Genomic DNA, 16840 nt, shown 5'->3' with positions numbered 1-16840 from the left:
TGATCCAGGAGTCCCGATGAGCACCCCCAAGAAACCCTCCGCTTCGCGCCACCGCCGACAGCTGCTGCAGGCCGGCGCCGCGGGCCTGGCCGTGCTGGCCGCGCCCGCCCTCGTGCGCGCGCAGGCCGCACCCAAGCTGCGCATCGGCTTCTGGCCCGTGGCCGCGGGCCTGCCGTTCTTCGCGGCGGTCGACAAGGGCTACTTCAAGGAAGCCGGCCTCGACGTCGAGCCGCTCAAGTTCGCCGGCGCGCAGCAGGTCATGGAAGGCATGCTCGCAGGCCGCTGCGACGGCAGCGCCAACGGCACCGGCTCGGCCAACCTCGCCATCGGCGAGATCGCGCAGCCCGGCCTGTTCAAGATCTTCTGCACCAACCCGAGCAACGCCAAGTTCGTGCTCGACGAGTTCATCGTCGCGAAAGACAGCGCCATCAAGGCCATGGCCGAACTGGCCGGCAAGCGGGTGGCTTCGGGCCCCGGCATCCAGAACGTCACGCTGTGCAAGACCATGCTGGAGCGCGCCGGCGCCAAGGGCGCGACCGTCACCGAACTGCCCATCGGCCAGCACGTGGCCGCGCTGGTGGCGGGCCAGGTCGACGCCTGCTACACGCTGGAACCCACCGGCACCGTGGGCCGCATGAACGGCACCACGCGCGTCATCGAAGCCGGCGTGGTGGCGAAGTACATCCTGGGCGACCCGCTGGCGCCGTGGCATGGCGGCGCGGCCAGCCTCACGACCGAGTTCATCAAGAAGAACCCCGAGGTGGCGAAGAAGTACATCGCCGCCTACGCGCGCGGCGTGGCGCTGGTGCGCACCCAACCCGACGAGGCGCGCCAGTTCATGAAGGGCTACACCGCCATCGAAGGCAAGCTCACGGCCGAAGTGCCGCTCGCGTCGTACATGCTCTACAACGAGTTCAAGCCCAGCGACGTCGCGTACTTCCAGAAGTTCTACGACCTGTTCACCGAGAAAGGCATCTTCGAGAAGAAGGTGCTCGTGGACACGCTGCTCTACAAGGCCTGACCATGGCCGACGCAAGCCCGACCACGGCCGCGCCGTGGACCCCGCCGGCCAGCCTCAACGCCGCCGCACCGAAGACGCCGCTGCGCGAGCGCCTGCTGCCCTTCATCGGCCCCGTGGTGCTGTTCATTGCATGGGACCTGGTGGTGCGCCTGGGCTTCATCAAGCCCATCCTGCTGCCCACGCCGGCCGACACCATCGCCGCGCTCGTCACCGGGCTGGCGGGCGGGCCGCTGCTCACCGACTTCGCAATGACCGTGTGGCGCACGCTGCAGGCCTTCGTCATCGCGGCGGCCATCGGCGTGCCATTGGGCGTGCTGCTCGGCAGCAACGAGCGCGCCTACCGCAGCGTGGAGTTCCTGATCGACTTCTTCCGCTCCACGCCCTCGTCCGCGCTGATTCCGCTGTTCCTGCTGATCTTCGGCGTGAGCGACGTCAACAAGGTGGCCATCGCGGCCTTCGGCGCGCTGCTCATCGTGGTGTTCAACAGCGCCTACGGCGTGATGAATGCGCGCAAGCAGCGCGTGATGGCCGCCAAGGTCATGGGCGCGTCGCGCTGGCAGGTCTTCAAGGACGTGCTGATCTGGGAAAGCCTGCAGCCCACCTTCGTCGGCCTGCGCTCGGCCGTGTCGATGGCGCTGGTGATCGTCATCGTGGCCGAGATGTTCATCGGTTCCGACACCGGGCTGGGCCACCGCATCATCGACGCGCAGCAGGTGCTCAATGTGAAGAGCATGTACGCGGCCATCCTCGCGGCGGGTGCGCTGGGCTACGCGCTCAACATCCTTTTCCTCATTGCCGAGCGCCGAATCGTGCACTGGAGCGGAAGATGAAAGTGACCTCCGACATCGTCCTGAACGGCCCGGTGTACGCCGACGTGCCCAAGCCGGTCTTCAAGCCCGGCCCCGCCGGCACGCACATCACCATCCGCGGGCTCACCAAGTACTTCGCCGGCTGGCCGCTGTACGAGAACTTCGACCTCGACATTCCCAAGCGCGCCATCGTCTCGGTGTTCGGGCCCAACGGCTGCGGCAAGTCCACGCTCATCAACATGATCGCGGGGCTGGTTCCCATCGACGCGGGCGAGATCCTGTTCGACGGCAAGCAGCGCAAGGACACCAAGATCGGCTACGTGTTCCAGAACTACCGCGAGGCGATGTTTCCGTGGATGCGCACCATCGACAACATCGCCTATCCGCTGAAGCTCGAAGGCCGCAGCAAGGCCGAGGTCGACCGGCGCATGGAAGAGCTGGTGGCGTCCTTCGACGTCAAGTTCGACCTGAAGCGCTTTCCCTACGAGCTCTCGGGCGGCCAGCAGCAGACGGCGTCGATCATGCGCGCGCTGGCGCCCAACCCCGAGGTGCTGTTTCTCGACGAGCCCTTCTCCGCGCTCGACTTCGAGATGACGCTCTTCATCCGCGAGAAGCTGCAGGAGGTGTTCATGCAGACCGGCACCACCATGCTGCTGGTGTCGCACGACCTCGAAGAAGCGGTGTACCTCGCCGACGAGGTGCTGCTGCTCACCAAGCGGCCCACCAAGGTGGCCGAGATCTTGCGTTACGGCGATGCGCGTCCGCGCACCGTGGAGACGCTGAGCACCGAGAGCTTCGTGGCCATGAAGAAGCTCAGCCTCGACATCTTCCAGCGCGAAGTGCGCCGATAGAAGGAGCGTTGCCATGACACCCGCACAGATCGAAAGCTACGTCGACGCCGCCGCCGCGGTGCTCGACCTGCGCCTGTCGCCCGATCACCGGCCCGGCGTGCTGCGCTACTTCGCGCTCGCGGCCGAGTTCGCCGCGGTGGTCGAGGCCGTGCCGCTCGCGATGTCGGCCGAACCGGCGGTGCATTTCTCGCCGGTCGAGCCCGACGAGAAGGCCGTATGACCCCCGCCGAGTTGCTGGCCCGCGATGCGTCCGCCATGGCCGAAGCCGTGCGCACCGGTGCGTCGACCGCCACCGCGCTGGTGCAGGCCAGCCTCGACCGCGTCGACGCCACCGACGGCAAGGTCAACGCATTCACCTGCGTGCTGAGCGAACGCGCGCTGCGCCGCGCCGCGCAGGTCGATGCCTCGCTGGCCTCGGCGCACGGTGCGCGCACCCGCGAACTGCCGCTGCTCGGCGTGCCCTTCGCGGTGAAAAACCTGTTCGACATCGCCGGCCTGCCCACGCTCGCGGGCTCGAAGATCGAGCGCCAGACCGCGCCCGCGCGCGCCGACGCCGCGCTGGTGCGCCGCCTGGAGCGCGCCGGCGCGGTGCTGGTGGGCGCGCTCAACATGGACGAGTACGCCTACGGCTTCACCACCGAGAACAGCCACGAAGGCCCCACGCGCAACCCGCACGACCTCACCCGCATCGCGGGCGGTTCGTCGGGCGGCTCGGGCGCCGCGGTGGCCGCGGGGCAGGTGCCGCTCACGCTGGGCTCGGACACCAACGGGTCGATACGCGTGCCCGCTTCGCTGTGCGGCGTGTTCGGCCTGAAGCCCACCTTCGGGCGGCTGCCGCGCACCGGGAGCTTTCCGTTCGTGTCCAGCCTGGACCATCTCGGCCCCTTCGCCCGTTCGGCGCGCGACCTGGCGCTGGTCTACGACGCGATGCAGGGGCCCGAAGAAGCCGGTCATCCGCAGGACCCCGGCTGCGCGCAGCGCGCGGTCGAGCCCGTGTCGGGTGTGCTGGCGCACGGCACGCGCGGCCTGCGCATCGGCGTGCTCGGCGGCTACTTTCACCAGCGCGCCGGCGCCGAGGCGCTGGCTGCCGTCGATCTCGTGGCCGATGCGCTGGGCGCGGGCGTCGCGCAGGCCAGCGTCGAGCTGCCGATGGTCGAGGCGGGTCGCGCCGCGGCCTTCCTCATCACCAACGCGGAAGGCGCCGCGCTGCACCTGGAAGACCTGCGCCGCCGCGCGCACGACTTCGAGCCGCTCTCGCGCGACCGTTTCCTGGCCGGCGCGCTGTTGCCCGCTGCCTGGGTGTCGCGTGCGCAGCGCGTGCGCCGGCTCTATGCCGAAGCCGTGGCGCGGCTGCTCGGCCGCTACGACATCCTGCTGGCCCCGGCCACGCCGACCGCGGCCACGCCCGTGGGCGCGGAGACCTTCGAGGTCAACGGCCACAAGCTGCCGGTGCGGCCCAACATGGGCCTGCTGACCCAGCCTTTCTCGTGCATCGGCCTGCCGGTGTGCGCGGTGCCGGTGTGGGGCGCGCACGCCAGCTTGCCGATCGGCGTCCAGGTGATCGCCGCGCCCTGGCGCGAAGACCTCGTGCTGCGCGTGGCCGCCGCACTCGAAGCCGCGGGCGTGGCGCATGCGCCCGTCGCCGCACTGAATTCGGAGAAAACCCCCGCATGAATGCCACCGACATCAACCTGCCCGACGTGCTGGCCGAAGTGCAGGCCGCCTTCGCCCGCTACGAAGACGCGCTGGTCCACAACAAGGTCGAGGTGCTCGACGAGCTGTTCTGGAACAGCCCGACCACGCTGCGCTACGGCGCCACCGAGAACCTCTACGGCTACGACGAGATCCGGGCCTTTCGCGCATCGCGCCCCTCGCAGGGGCTGGCGCGCGAACTGCTGATCACCGTCATCACCACCTACGGGCGCGATTTCGCCACCGCCAACTGCGAGTTCCGCCGCGAAGGCGCCGAGCGCACCGGCCGCCAGAGCCAGACCTGGATGCGCACGCCCGAGGGCTGGCGCGTGGTCTCGGCGCACGTCAGCCTGCTTGGCTGAGGCACCTCGCCGCACAACAGTTTTTTCTTCCAGTCCTTCAACTTGTATCCAGCAACGGAGTACGTCATGACCAGCCCCCTCAATCGCCGCGATTCCCTCAAGACCCTGGCCGCGCTGGGCGCCGCCGGCTCCCTCGGGGGCTGGAGCGCCCTCGCCAGCGCGCAGGCCAAGCCGCTCACGGTCGGCGTGATCTACGTCGGCGCGCGCGACGACTACGGCTACAACCAGGCCCACGCGCAGGCCGCCGCCGAGGTCAAGAAGATGCCCGGCATCAAGGTGGTCGAGGAAGAGAACGTGCCCGAGACCGCCGCCGTGCAGAAGACCATGGCCGGCATGATCTCGCAGGACGGCGCCAAGCTGCTGTTCCCCACCTCGTTCGGCTACTTCGATCCGCACATCCTCGCGGTGGCGCCGAAGAACCCCGACGTGCGCTTCTCGCACTGCGGCGGCCTGTGGACCGAAGGCAAGCACCCGAAGAACGTGGGCAGCTTCTTCGGCTACATCGACGAGTGCCAGTTCCTGAACGGCGTGATCGCCGCGCACATGACCAAGAGCAACAAGATCGCCTTCGTCGCCGCCAAGCCCATTCCGCAGGTGCTGCGCAACATCAACGCCTTCACGCTGGGCGCGCGCTCGGTCAAGCCGAACATCACCTGCAGCGTGATCTTCACGGGCGACTGGTCGATGGCGGTGAAGGAGGCCGAGGCCACCAACAGCCTGGCCGACCAGGGCTGCGACGTGTTCACCATGCACGTGGACGGCCCCAAGGTAGTGGTTGAAACGGCGGCCAAGCGCGGCAAGATGGTCTGCGGCTACCACGCGAGCCAGGCCAAGCTGGCGCCCAACGCTTACCTCACCGGTGCCGAGTGGAACTGGCTCACCGCCTACAAGACCATCATCGACGCCGCGCAGGCCGGCAAGCCGCATCCCAACTTCCTGCGCGGCGGCCTGAAGGAGGGCTACGTGAAGATGTCCGCCTACGGCCCCATGGTGCCGGACGCCGCGAAGAAGCAGGCCGACGACATCAAGGCGAAGATGATCGCGGGCAGCTTCGACATCTTCAAGGACGGCATCAAGGACAACAAGGGCGCGGTGGTGGTCCCGGCGGGCAAGGTGCTGAAGCAGAACGACCTGGAGCTGGAAAAGATGAACTACCTGGTCGAGGGTGTGGTCGGCTCCGTCTGATCGATTCCGCACCACCGAAATGCGCCACGCGCTCAAGGAATTCGCCCTGCCGGTGTTCGCCATCGCGGCGGCGCTGCTGTTGTTCGGCCTGGTGGTGGCCTTCGCCGGGGTCGACCCGGTGGAGGTGTGGACTACGCTGTTCAAGGGCGCGTTCGGCGACTGGTTCTCCTGGCAGAACACGCTGCAGCGCGCCGCGCCGCTGATGCTTACCGCGCTGTGCGTGGCATTGCCCGCGCGCGCCGGGCTGATCATCATCGGCGGCGAGGGCGCGCTGGTGCTGGGCGGGCTGGCCTGCGCGGCGCTCGCGCATGCGGTGCCGCTGCCCGGCAACGTCGTCGGCACGGTCGCCGTCTGCATCGCGGGCGCCATCGCCGGCGGGCTGTGGATCATGCTGGCGGGCTGGCTGCGGCAGTTCCGCGGCATCAACGAAACCATCAGCAGCCTGTTGCTGGCCTACATCGCCATCGGCATCTTCAAGCACCTGGTCGAAGGCCCGCTGCGCGACCCGGCGAGCCTGAACAAGCCCTCGACCTACGCATTGAACGACGGGCTGCTCATCGGCGGCATCGGCGGCTCCGACATCCACTGGGGGCTGGCGATCGGCGTGGTGGCGTGCCTGGGGCTCGGCTGGTGGTTACGCGCCACGGTGTCGGGCTTCTCGGTGCGCGTGGTGGGCGGCAATCCGCGCACCGCGCAGCTGGTGGGGCTGCCGGCCACGCGGCTCATTCTCTCGGCCTGCGGGCTGGGCGGTGCGTGCGCGGGGCTCGCGGGCGCGGTCGAGGTGGCGGCGGTGCACACCAATGCCAACGCCTCGCTGATCGCGGGCTACGGCTACGCGGGCATCCTGGTGTCGTTCATCGCGCGGCACAACCCGGTGGCCATCGTGCCGGTGGCCATCCTGTTCGGCGGCTTCGGCGCGGCGGGCAGCCTGCTGCAGCGGCGGCTCGGCCTGCCCGATGCGTCGGTGCTGGTGCTGCAGGGCATCGCCTTCGTGCTGATCCTGGCTAGCGAGGGCTTGCGCACCGTGAACTGGAAGAAGTTCGGCGACCGCATGCTGCCCGAGGCCAAGACCTACGAAAGGAGCAATGCATGACCGCCGCGCCGGGCCGCCCCAAGCAAGGTCGCACCGCAGTGCGAAGCACGGAGGTATGCCAATGACCGCCGACCAATGGATCGCGCTCGTGGCCGGCATCGTCGGCGGCGCGTTGCGCGTGGGGGCTCCATTCCTCTTCGTGAGCCTGGGCGAGTGCCTCACCGAGAAGTCGGGCCGCATCAATCTCGGGCTCGAAGGCGTGCTGGTGCTGTCGGCCATGGCGGCGTTCGGCGGCGCCTACCTCACCGATTCGGCGTGGCTGGGCGTGCTGGTCGGTGCGGTGGCCGGTGCACTGCTGGCGCTGCTGCACGGCCTGCTGTGCTCGCTCGACCGCGTGAACGACGTGGCCACCGGCATCGCGTTGATGCTGCTGGGCACCGGCCTGGCCTTCTATCTCGGCAAGCCGCTCATCCAGCCACAGGCGCCGCAGATCCCCGCCATTCCGCTGGGCTTCTGGAGCGACAACACGGTGGTGCGCTCCGCCCTGCAGCTCAATGCGCTGGTGCCCATCGGCGTGGCGCTCGCGGTGCTGCTGTGGTGGGGCTTCGCGCGCACGCGCGCCGGCCTGCTGGTGCGCATGGCGGGCGACTCGGCGCAGGCCACGCGCGCGCTCGGCTACTCGGTGTCGGGCCTGCGCATCGCGGCCACCACGGCGGGCGGCTTCATCGCCGGGCTCGGCGGCGCGTCGCTCACGCTGTTCTACCCGGGCAGCTGGAACGAAGGCATCTCCAGCGGGCAGGGCCTGATCGCCGTGGCGCTGGTGATCTTCGCGCGCTGGAGTCCGCTGCGCTGCGTGGGCGCGGCGCTGCTGTTCGGCGGCGCGGGCGCCATCGGCCCGGCGCTGCAGTCCATCGGCATCGGCTGGGGCTACCACCTGTTCAACACGGTGCCCTACGTGCTCACGCTGGTGATATTGGTGTTCACCTGCAAGCCGGGCAGCGCGGCCGTCGGCAGCCCCGGCGAACTTTCATCGACAAGGAGCTGAATGCCATGAGCGGTTTCGGAGGCCTCAACAAATCGGCGCACGGTGTGGTGGTCGGGCTGGTGCAGCTGCAACTGCCCAGCGTGAAGACGCCGGCCGACCTGGCCGCGCAGACGCGACGCATCTGCGACATGGTGGGCAAGGCGCGGCGCAACCAGGGCACCATGGACCTCGTGGTGTTCCCGGAGTACGCGCTGCACGGCTTGTCGATGGACACCAACCCCGAGATCATGTGCACGCTCGACGGGCCCGAGGTCACGGCCTTCAAGCAGGCCTGCGTCGAGCACAGGATCTGGGGCTGCTTCTCCATCATGGAAGCCAACCCCGGCGGCAACCCGTACAACAGCGGGTTGATCATCGACGACCACGGCGACATCAAGCTCTACTACCGCAAGCTGCACCCGTGGGTGCCGGTGGAACCCTGGGAGCCGGGCAACCTCGGCATTCCGGTGTGCGACGGGCCCAACGGCAGCAAGCTCTCGCTCATCATCTGCCACGACGGCATGTTCCCCGAGATGGCGCGCGAGGCCGCGTACAAGGGCGCGGACATCATCCTGCGCACGGCGGGCTACACCGCGCCGATCCGCCACGCCTGGAAGATCACCAACCAGGCCAACGCCTTCTGCAACCTGGCCTACACCGCGAGCGTGTGCCTGTGCGGCAGCGACGGCAGCTTCGACTCGATGGGCGAGGGCATGTTCTGCAGCTTCGACGGCACGGTGATGGTCGAGGGCGGCGGCCGCGTCGACGAGATCATCACCGCCGAGCTGCGGCCCGACCTGGTGCGCGAGGCGCGCACCGGCTGGGGCGTGGAGAACAACATCTACCAGCTGTACCACCGCGGCTACGTGGCGGTGAAGGGCGGCGCACAGGACTGCCCCTACACCTACATGCACGACATGGCGGCCGGCACCTACAAGCTGCCGTGGAGCGCCGACGTGAAGGTGACCGACGGCACGAGCTGCGGCTTCGCGCCGCCCGAACGCAACTACGGCGAATGACGCACCCATGACCACGACCATCGCCAACACCACCGAGCGCCACGTCGCCGCCGAGCCCTATGCCTGGCCCTACAACGGCGCGCTGCGGCCCGACAACACCGCGCTGATCGTGATCGACATGCAGACCGACTTCTGCGGCAAGGGCGGGTACGTCGACGTGATGGGCTACGACCTGGCGCTGGTGCAGGCGCCGATCCAGCCGATCGCGCGCACGCTGGCGGCGTTGCGCCCGCTGGGCTTTCACATCATCCACACGCGAGAGGGCCATCGGCCGGACCTGGCCGACCTGCCTGCCAACAAGCGCTGGCGCTCGCGGCAGATCGGTGCGAACGGCGTGGGCATCGGCGACGACGGGCCGTGCGGGCGCATCCTGGTGCGCGGCGAGCCGGGCTGGGACATCATTCCGGAGCTGGCGCCGTTGCCGGGCGAGGTGGTGATCGACAAGCCGGGCAAGGGCTCGTTCTATGCCACGGACCTCGAATTGATCCTGCGCACGCGCGGCATCGAGAACCTGATCCTCGCGGGCATCACGACGGACGTGTGCGTGCACACGACGATGCGCGACGCGAACGACCGGGGGTTCGAGTGCCTGCTGTTGTCGGACTGCACGGCTGCAACGGACTACGGCAACCACCTGGCTGCGCTGAAGATGATCACGATGCAGGGCGGTGTGTTCGGGGCGCATGCCAGCTCGTCGGCTCTTTTGGCGGTGCTATGAGGAGCGGTTGTCTTGTTCGTCGCTGTCGGGGGCATTCGGGGCGCGCTCACGCCGACGGGGTACCTTGCTCCGCGAATGTCCCCCGGGGCTGCGCCCCTCCTCCTTTATTTCGCTGCGCAAGGCACCCCATCGGCGTGAGCTTGTTCAAAGCGGTGGTTGATCGGCCGCACGCCAGGAGCGTGAGCATTGTCAAGAGCGGTCGTGATCGGGGCACACCAGCAGCGTGTCCAGTGCACAGGGCGTCGGGTGCTCCCCGCAGCGAAATAAAGGAGGAGCGAAGCGGGGGACATTCGCGGAGGGGAGTGCCCGGCGGCCTGTGCACGCGCCCTGAACAACAGCGCCGCAAGCAAAGCGGGCAGAAGCAGGACCATACCCAAAAGGTGGAGAACTGACATGAGTGCCGCATCACCCCGCGCCATCGGTGGCCTGCCTGCGGGCAGCGGCGCGCTCGCGCTCGACACCTACCAACTGACCAAGCGCTTCGGCGCCTTCACCGCGATGGACAGCGTGACCATGCGCGTCGAGCCCGGCACGGTGCACGCGCTGCTGGGCGAGAACGGCGCGGGCAAGAGCACGCTGGTGAAGTGCGTGGCGGGCTTCCAGCGCGCGGAAGAAGGCAGCATCCTGATCGACGGGCGCGAGCAGGACATCGCCAACCCGATCGTGGCGCGCGCGCTGGGCATCGGCATGGTCTACCAGCACTTCACGCTGGCACCCGGCATGACGGTGGCGGAGAACCTGTTGCTCGCCGGAGGCAAGACGCCGGCGTTGATCGACTGGAAGACCAAGCGCGCGGAGCTGAAGGCGTTCTTGGCGACCACGCCGTTCAGCCTCGACCTCGATGTGCGGCCTTCGGAGCTCGCGGCCGGCGAGAAGCAGAAGCTCGAACTGTTGAAGCAGCTGTACCTGAAGCCGCGCCTGCTGATCCTCGACGAGCCGACCTCGGTGCTCACGCCGCAGGAGGCCGACGAGGTGCTGGGCCATGTGCGCGAGTTCGCGCGCAGCGGCATGTGCACGGTGCTCATCATCACGCACAAGTTCCGCGAGGTGATGGCGTATGCCGACAGCGTGACGGTGCTGCGCCGCGGCAAGGCGGTGCACCACTGCCGCGTGGCGGACACAAGCCCGGCGCAATTGGCGCAGGCCATGATGGGGGGCGAGCAGGCGGCAGCGGCACAGGCGCCCTTCACCCGCAAGCCCATGCCCGCCCATGCGCCGATTGCACTGAAGGTCGAAGGGCTGAAGGCGCAGGGCGACCGCGGCACGCTGGCGTTGCATGACCTGAGCCTGTCGGTGCGTGCCGGAGAAATCCTCGGCGTGGCCGGGGTGTCGGGCAACGGGCAGCGCGAACTCGTCGAGGCGCTCGTGGGCCAGCGCCCGCGCCTTGCGGGCAAGGTCACGGTGATGGGCCAGCCCTACGGCGCGCACCGCGCGGAGAACCGCAACCTCAAGGTGCGCAGCCTGCCGGAGGAGCCGTTGCGCAATGCCTGCGTGGGCGACCTGAGCGTCGCGGAGAACATGGCGCTGCGCGACTTCGACCAGCCGCCTTTGTCTCGCGGCGGCGTGCTGAGCTTTCCGTACTGGCGCAGCCGCGCGCGTGAATGGATTGCGGAATACGGCGTGAAGACACAAGGCGAAGGCGCGCCGATTCGCAGTCTCTCCGGTGGCAATGTGCAGCGCGCCGTGCTGGCGCGCGAGCTGGCCGGCGACATCAACGTGCTGATCGCCGCGAACCCCGTGTTCGGCCTCGACTTCGCCGCGGTCGCGGAGATCCACTCGCGCATCGTGCAGGTGCGCGAGAAGGGCGGTGCGGTCCTGCTGATCAGCGAAGACCTCGACGAGCTGCTGGAACTGGCGGACCGCATCGTCGTGATGAGCGAAGGACAGATCGTGTTCGAGACGCCTGCTGCAGGGGCCGAGCGGCATGTGATCGGGGCGCACATGGGTGGTGGGCATCACGAGCCTTCGAAGGCGGTGGCATGAGCGCCCTGCTTTTCTTTGGGAGGCCGCCCGGTGTGCGGCACGGTGCGGTCGCCCCCACTGCGCCGGCCGCTGCGCGGCTCCCCTGCGGTGCTCGCGTTTCGCGGGGTCTCGCAGAACTCGCTTCGCTCAAACAGCTGCGAGCCCTGATCCGCGAAACGCTGCGCTCCTCGGCGGCGCAGAGGGGGCGCCCACCCCGCGCCACACACCGGGCTGCGAGGTGGCGTGTTCGCCGTCGATGCGCCCCATCGCCGCACCCCCGTACTCGGAATCAGCGAGAAAAAACATGCGCATAGAACAAGCCAACCCATTCGCCTACGAATTCGAAGTCGCAAACACAGCGCTCGTCCTCATCGACATGCAGCGCGACTTCATCGAACCCGGCGGCTTCGGCGAGACGCTGGGCAACGACGTGTCGCTGCTGGAAGCGATCGTTCCTGCCACCAGAAAGACGTTGGCGGCCTGGAGAGAGGCCGGTGGCCTGGTCGTGCACACCCGCGAGGCGCACATGGCCGACCTTTCCGACTGCCCGCCCGCCAAGCGCAACCGCGGCAACCCGACGCTGCGCATCGGCGACCCAGGTCCCATGGGCCGCATCCTCGTGGCGGGCGAGCCCGGCAACCAGATCATCGACGCGCTGGCGCCCGTCGACGGCGAGCTCGTCATCGACAAGCCTGGCAAGGGCGCGTTCTACGCGACCGGCCTGCACGAACTGCTGCAGCAACGCGGCATCACGCACCTGCTGTTCGGCGGCGTGACGACCGAGGTGTGCGTGCAGACCAGCATGCGCGAAGCCAACGACCGCGGCTACGACAGCCTGCTGCTCGAAGACTGCACCGAAAGCTACTTCCCCGCCTTCAAGGCCGCGACGCTCGACATGGTGCGCGCGCAGGGCGGCATCGTCGGTTGGACCGCGCCGAGCGCCGCTTTGCTGGCCGCACTGAACCGCCCCTCGTGACGCCTGCGCCAGCGACTAACATTCCCCCCGTGTCCACCGTCCGTCCCCGCCCCGAAGCTTCAATCCCCGCCGCCCCGCCCGTCCAGGCGGCCGCGTTCCGTACGCGGGCCGACGAGGTGTATGCGCAGCTCAAGCGCGACGTGGCCGAGTTCATCCTCGTGCCCGGCGACCGCTTCACCGAGAACGAGATCAGCGACCGGCTCGGCGTGTCGCGCACGCCCGTGCGCCAGGCCCTGTTCCGTCTGCAGCAGGAAGGCTTCGTGGAGGTGCTGTTTCGCAGCGGCTGGCGCGTGCTGCCCTTCGACTTCGAACAGTTCGAACAGCTCTACGACCTGCGCATGGTGCTGGAGACCACGGCCGTGCACCGGCTGTGCGAAACCGACCGCCACATCGACCGCGCCCTGCTCGACACGCTGGCCGACATCTGGCTGGCGCCGGCGGCGCAGCGCAGCAGCGACATGGCCCAGGTGGCGCAGTGGGACGAAGGCTTTCACTGTGCCTTGGTGGCGGCGGCCGGCAATGCCGAGATGGCGCGCGTGCACGGCGACGTGACCGACCGCATCCGCATCATTCGCCGGCTCGACTTCACCAAGCAGCCGCGCATCGACGCCACCTACGAGGAGCACGCCAAGATCCTGAAGGCCGTGCGCGCGAACCGCGGCGACCAGGCGGCGATGCTGCTGCGGGCGCACATCGAGACCAGCCAGGCGGAGGTGCGCAAGATCACGCTGCACCAGGTGCACCTGGCGCGGCACGCGGGAAAGACGCCGCGCTGAATTGCGGTGTTGCGTCTTCCCCCTCTGGGGGAAGGCTGGGATGGGGGCACGCAGCCTTCGCAAGGGGAGCGACCCGTTCAAAGGCCGCTTGCCCCCACCCCGACCCTCCCCCAGAGGGGGAGGGAGAAAAAACACAACTCAGTCCGCCGTGATGTTCCCGCGCTTGACCACGGACGCCCAGCGGTCCGCATCCTTCTTCATCAGCGCGCCGAACTCCGCCGGCGTCGAGCTCGCCGGCACCATGCCCTGCGACTCGAACGACTTCGCCACCTCGGGCTGCTTCAGCACCTTCGCGATCTCCGTGTTCAGCCGCGCCACCACCTCCGGCGGCGTGCCCTTTGGCGCGAGCACGCCGTACCACATGTCCACGTTGTCGGCGGTCACGCCGGCCTCGGCCAGCGTGGGCACGTCGGGCAGTTGCGCCAGGCGCTTGCTGCTGCCGGTGGCGATGGCCTTGAGCTTGCCGACCTGGATGTGCTGCAGCGCCACGTGCACCGGCAGGAACATGTAGTCGATGCGCCCGCCCAGCAGGTCGGTCACCGCGCCGGCCGTGCCCTTGTAGGGCACGTGCAGCATCTCGGTGCCGGTGCCCTGCATCAGCAGGGCCATCGACAGGTGGTGCGGCGTGCCCACGCCGGGCGTGGCGTAGGTCAGCTTGCCCGGCGCGGCCTTGGCGGCGCTCACCATCTGCTGCACCGAGGCCGCCTTCTGCACGTTCGGGTTGGTCACCAGCAGCAGTGTGCCCCACGATGTGAGCGACACGGGCGCGAAGTCGGCCACCGGGTCGTAGCTCAGCGACTTGTACAGGCTGCGGTTCATCACCAGCGTGTTGACCTGCACCATCAGCGTGTAGCCGTCGGGCTTGGCGCGCGCCACCCGCTCGCTGCCGATGTTGCCGCTGGCGCCGGCAATGTTCTCCACGACCACCGGCTGGCCCAGCAGGGCCGGCAGGCGGGCCGAGAGCTGGCGCGCCACCAGGTCAATGCCGGTGCCGGGCGTGTAGGGCACCACCAGCGTGATGGGCTGGTCGGGCCAGGCATGGGCGGCGGTGGCCACGCCGAGCGCGGCGAACAGGGCGGCGAAGGTCTTTGTCAGTGAACGCATGGTGTCGTGTCTCCGTAGTTCTTGTGTGGGATGCGCGGGTTCAAAGCGGTTTCAGAGGAACGAAGGCCGGGCCTTCAACGCGACCGGGTCGTAGCCGGCCACGCGCTTGTAGTTGTCCGAGATGGCCTGCAGCTCGGCGGTGGGCACCACGTCGTCGATCTTGTCGAAGGGCTTGCCGCCCGAGCGCTGGAACACCTCGCGCAGGATGGCGTCGGGCGGGTTGCTGCGGTTGGTCAGCACCACCTCGGTGGTGGCCTTCACGCGCACGCGGTCGTAGTCTTCCAGCGCGGCGGTGCCCACGCCCAGGTCTTTCAATGCGCCGGCCAGGAAGCGCGCGTCGATGATCGCCTGGCCCGCGCCGTTGGAGCCGCGCGGCACCATCGGGTGCGCGGCGTCGCCCAGCAGCGTGAGGCGCCCATGCGTCCAGCGCGGCAGCGGGTCCTGGTCGACCATCGGGTACTCCAGGATGGTGTCCGACGCGCGGATCAGCGCCGGCACGTCGAGCCAGTCGAAGTGCCAGTCGGCAAAGGCCGGCAGGAAGTCTTCGAGCCGGCCCGCGCGGCTCCAGTCGCGCAGCGCGGGCTGCGGCGCGTGGATCTCGGCGACCCAGTTGACGAGTTGGTGGCCTTCGGCGTCGATGTCGTTGCGGATCGGGTAGATCACCATCTTGCCGACCGCGAGCCAGCCCGCGCGCACCATGCTGCCGCCCGAGAGAAACGGTTTCCAGCGCGTGGTGCCGCGCCACATGTTGACGCCCGAGTAGCGCGGCGCGCCTTCGTCGGGATAGAACTGCTTGCGCAGCGCCGAGTGGATGCCGTCGCAGCCCACCGCCACCGCGCCGCGCACCGAGGGCGCGTCGGCGAAGTGCACGGTCACGCCCTGCACGTCCTGCGTGGCGCCGATGCAGCGATGGCCGCACACCACGCTGTCGGGGCCCAGGCGTTTCAGCGTCTCCTCGTACAGCAAGGTCTGCAGGTCGCCGCGGTGAATGGAGAACTGCGGCCAGTCGTAGCCCGCATGCTGGCCGGCGGCTTCGCGGAAGATCAGCTGGCCGTGCTCGGTGAAGAACACGGCCTCCTGCGTGCGCACGCCCACCTTGTCGAGGGCCGGCAGCAGGCCCAGTTCGGTCAGTTCGCGCACCGCATGCGGCAGCAGGTTGATGCCCACGCCCAGCGGCTTCAACTCGGGCACGGCCTCGTACACGCGGCAGGGGATGCCGGCCTGGTGCAGGCTCAGCGCCAGGGTCAGGCCGCCGATGCCGGCGCCCAGGATGATGACTTCGTTGCTCATGGTGAATGGCTTTTCGCTTTGCGCGCCCGGTTCGTTGTCTCCGGCCGCATTAGGAACGCACATCAACCATTTGGGAAATTTAGATGTGCTATGGATTTATCATGAATCCTTATGAACCTCTCCACCCGCCAGATGCGTGCCTTCCTGCAGGTGGCGCGCATCGGCAACTTCACGCGCGCGGCCGAGCAGGCGCACATCACGCAGGCGGGCCTGAGCATCCTTGTGCGCGAGATGGAAAAGCAGCTGGGCTGCCGCCTGTTCGAGCGCACCACGCGCGTGGTGAGCCTCACGCCCGAAGGCCGGCGGCTGCTGCCGGTGGTCGAGCGGCTGCTGACCGACCTGGACGACGTGGCGGCCGAGCTCGGCGCGGCGGGCGACGCGGCGCGCCGCACGCTGCGCATCGCGGCCACGCCGCTGGTGTCCTCGCACCTGCTGCCGCGGGTGTTCACCACCTTCCGCACGGCGCACCCGCAGGTGAGCCTGCGCCTGTTCGACGCCGACCTGCGCGACGTGGAGGCGATGGTGGCGGCCGGCGACGCCGACATGGGCCTGGGCTTCTTCTTCAAGGCCGCGGCCGGGCTGGAGCGCACGCCGGTCGGGCGTTTTCACCTGATGCGGGTGGCGCCCTGCGCCGATGACGAAGAAGCACCGCCCATCGGCACCGCGCCCTGGTCGGCCCTGCGCAGCGCCGAACTGGTCGGCCTGCCGCCGGGCAACCCGATCCAGAAGGTGATCGACCAGCAACTGAGCGCCATCGGCTGCGCCGACGCGCAGCGGCCCGCGTTCAATTTCTTCGGCACGTTGATCTCGATGGTGGAGGCCGGCTTCGGCACTGCCGTGATGCCGACCTTCGCGCTCGCGGCCTGCCGGCGCCACCGCGTGCGCACCGACGTGCTGGTCAAGCCCAAGGTGGGCATGGACTTCTACCGCATCACCAAGCGCGGCGCGCACGAGACCGAGGCGATGCAGGCCTTCGTGGCGACGCTGGTGAAGGCGCTGCCGGCGTTGTCGCGCTGAG

17 protein-coding genes are annotated in these 16840 nt (G+C 68.9%); 15 read left to right on the top strand and 2 right to left on the bottom strand.

Features of this window, described 5'->3' with window-relative positions; genetic code table 11:
- The first annotated feature begins 16 nt into the window (after positions 1-16).
- The 14 genes from AC1DJH_RS22055 to AC1DJH_RS21990 all read left to right on the top strand — a co-directional run bounded on the left by AC1DJH_RS22055 (position 17) and on the right by AC1DJH_RS21990 (position 13428).
- Complete coding sequence (locus AC1DJH_RS22055) at positions 17-1021, top strand: ABC transporter substrate-binding protein (protein WP_478187167.1); 1005 nt, start codon at positions 17-19, stop codon at positions 1019-1021.
- 2 nt (positions 1022-1023) lie between these two features.
- On the top strand, positions 1024-1851 hold the full coding sequence (locus AC1DJH_RS22050; protein WP_478187166.1) for an ABC transporter permease: 828 nt from the start codon (positions 1024-1026) through the stop codon (positions 1849-1851).
- Positions 1848-2681: an ABC transporter ATP-binding protein gene (locus AC1DJH_RS22045; RefSeq protein WP_478187165.1), complete on the top strand. Its 834-nt coding sequence runs from the start codon at positions 1848-1850 to the stop codon at positions 2679-2681. Before AC1DJH_RS22050 ends, AC1DJH_RS22045 begins: the two co-directional genes overlap by 4 nt.
- A 13-nt stretch (positions 2682-2694) precedes the next feature.
- Positions 2695-2901: an AtzG-like protein gene (locus AC1DJH_RS22040; RefSeq protein WP_478187164.1), complete on the top strand. Its 207-nt coding sequence runs from the start codon at positions 2695-2697 to the stop codon at positions 2899-2901.
- Positions 2898-4355 (top strand): AtzE family amidohydrolase, encoded by a 1458-nt coding sequence (locus AC1DJH_RS22035; RefSeq protein WP_478187163.1) that lies wholly within the window; start codon positions 2898-2900, stop codon positions 4353-4355. The genes AC1DJH_RS22040 and AC1DJH_RS22035 overlap by 4 nt, the downstream gene beginning before the upstream one ends.
- Complete coding sequence (hpxZ, locus tag AC1DJH_RS22030; protein WP_435438803.1) at positions 4352-4735, top strand: oxalurate catabolism protein HpxZ; 384 nt, start codon at positions 4352-4354, stop codon at positions 4733-4735. The genes AC1DJH_RS22035 and hpxZ overlap by 4 nt, the downstream gene beginning before the upstream one ends.
- Before the next feature lie 66 nt (positions 4736-4801).
- Entirely contained in the window at positions 4802-5920 is a 1119-nt protein-coding gene (locus AC1DJH_RS22025) for a BMP family ABC transporter substrate-binding protein (protein ID WP_472113958.1), read from the top strand.
- 19 nt (positions 5921-5939) lie between these two features.
- Positions 5940-7013 (top strand): ABC transporter permease, encoded by a 1074-nt coding sequence (locus AC1DJH_RS22020; protein WP_478187162.1) that lies wholly within the window; start codon positions 5940-5942, stop codon positions 7011-7013.
- 61 nt (positions 7014-7074) lie between these two features.
- Positions 7075-7998, top strand: a complete 924-nt coding sequence (locus AC1DJH_RS22015) for an ABC transporter permease (protein WP_108140058.1) — start codon at positions 7075-7077, stop codon at positions 7996-7998.
- A 5-nt stretch (positions 7999-8003) separates the two neighbouring features.
- Positions 8004-8996 carry a formamidase gene (locus AC1DJH_RS22010; protein ID WP_478187161.1) on the top strand — a complete coding sequence of 331 codons (993 nt, stop codon included), beginning with the start codon at positions 8004-8006 and terminating at the stop codon, positions 8994-8996.
- 7 nt (positions 8997-9003) lie between these two features.
- Positions 9004-9714 carry a biuret amidohydrolase gene (gene biuH / locus AC1DJH_RS22005; RefSeq protein ID WP_478187160.1) on the top strand — a complete coding sequence of 237 codons (711 nt, stop codon included), beginning with the start codon at positions 9004-9006 and terminating at the stop codon, positions 9712-9714.
- Between the two features lie 393 nt (positions 9715-10107).
- Positions 10108-11697 carry an ABC transporter ATP-binding protein gene (locus AC1DJH_RS22000; protein WP_478187159.1) on the top strand — a complete coding sequence of 530 codons (1590 nt, stop codon included), beginning with the start codon at positions 10108-10110 and terminating at the stop codon, positions 11695-11697.
- A 283-nt stretch (positions 11698-11980) separates the two neighbouring features.
- Positions 11981-12652, top strand: a complete 672-nt coding sequence (locus tag AC1DJH_RS21995; protein ID WP_478187158.1) for a cysteine hydrolase family protein — start codon at positions 11981-11983, stop codon at positions 12650-12652.
- 29 nt (positions 12653-12681) lie between these two features.
- Entirely contained in the window at positions 12682-13428 is a 747-nt protein-coding gene (locus AC1DJH_RS21990; RefSeq protein ID WP_472113941.1) for a GntR family transcriptional regulator, read from the top strand.
- Positions 13429-13566: 138 nt separating this feature from the next.
- Here the strand turns inward: AC1DJH_RS21990 and AC1DJH_RS21985 are convergent, their stop codons facing one another.
- The gene (locus AC1DJH_RS21985; protein ID WP_472113938.1) at positions 13567-14532 is read right to left on the bottom strand and encodes a Bug family tripartite tricarboxylate transporter substrate binding protein; all 966 of its coding nucleotides are present in this window, start codon (positions 14530-14532) and stop codon (positions 13567-13569) included.
- Positions 14533-14583: 51 nt separating this feature from the next.
- Entirely contained in the window at positions 14584-15822 is a 1239-nt protein-coding gene (locus AC1DJH_RS21980) for a flavin-dependent oxidoreductase (RefSeq protein WP_478187157.1), read from the bottom strand.
- Positions 15823-15933: 111 nt separating this feature from the next.
- On the opposite strand from AC1DJH_RS21980, the gene AC1DJH_RS21975 reads away from it, so the two are divergent.
- Positions 15934-16839 carry a LysR family transcriptional regulator gene (locus AC1DJH_RS21975; protein ID WP_478187156.1) on the top strand — a complete coding sequence of 302 codons (906 nt, stop codon included), beginning with the start codon at positions 15934-15936 and terminating at the stop codon, positions 16837-16839.
- The last annotated feature ends 1 nt before the right edge of the window (position 16840 follow it).

The sequence above is a fragment of the Variovorax sp. 10N412 genome (genome assembly GCF_056394985.1).
The sequence above is the reverse complement of the archived record's forward strand: the minus strand, read 5'-3'. Positions and strand labels throughout refer to the sequence as shown.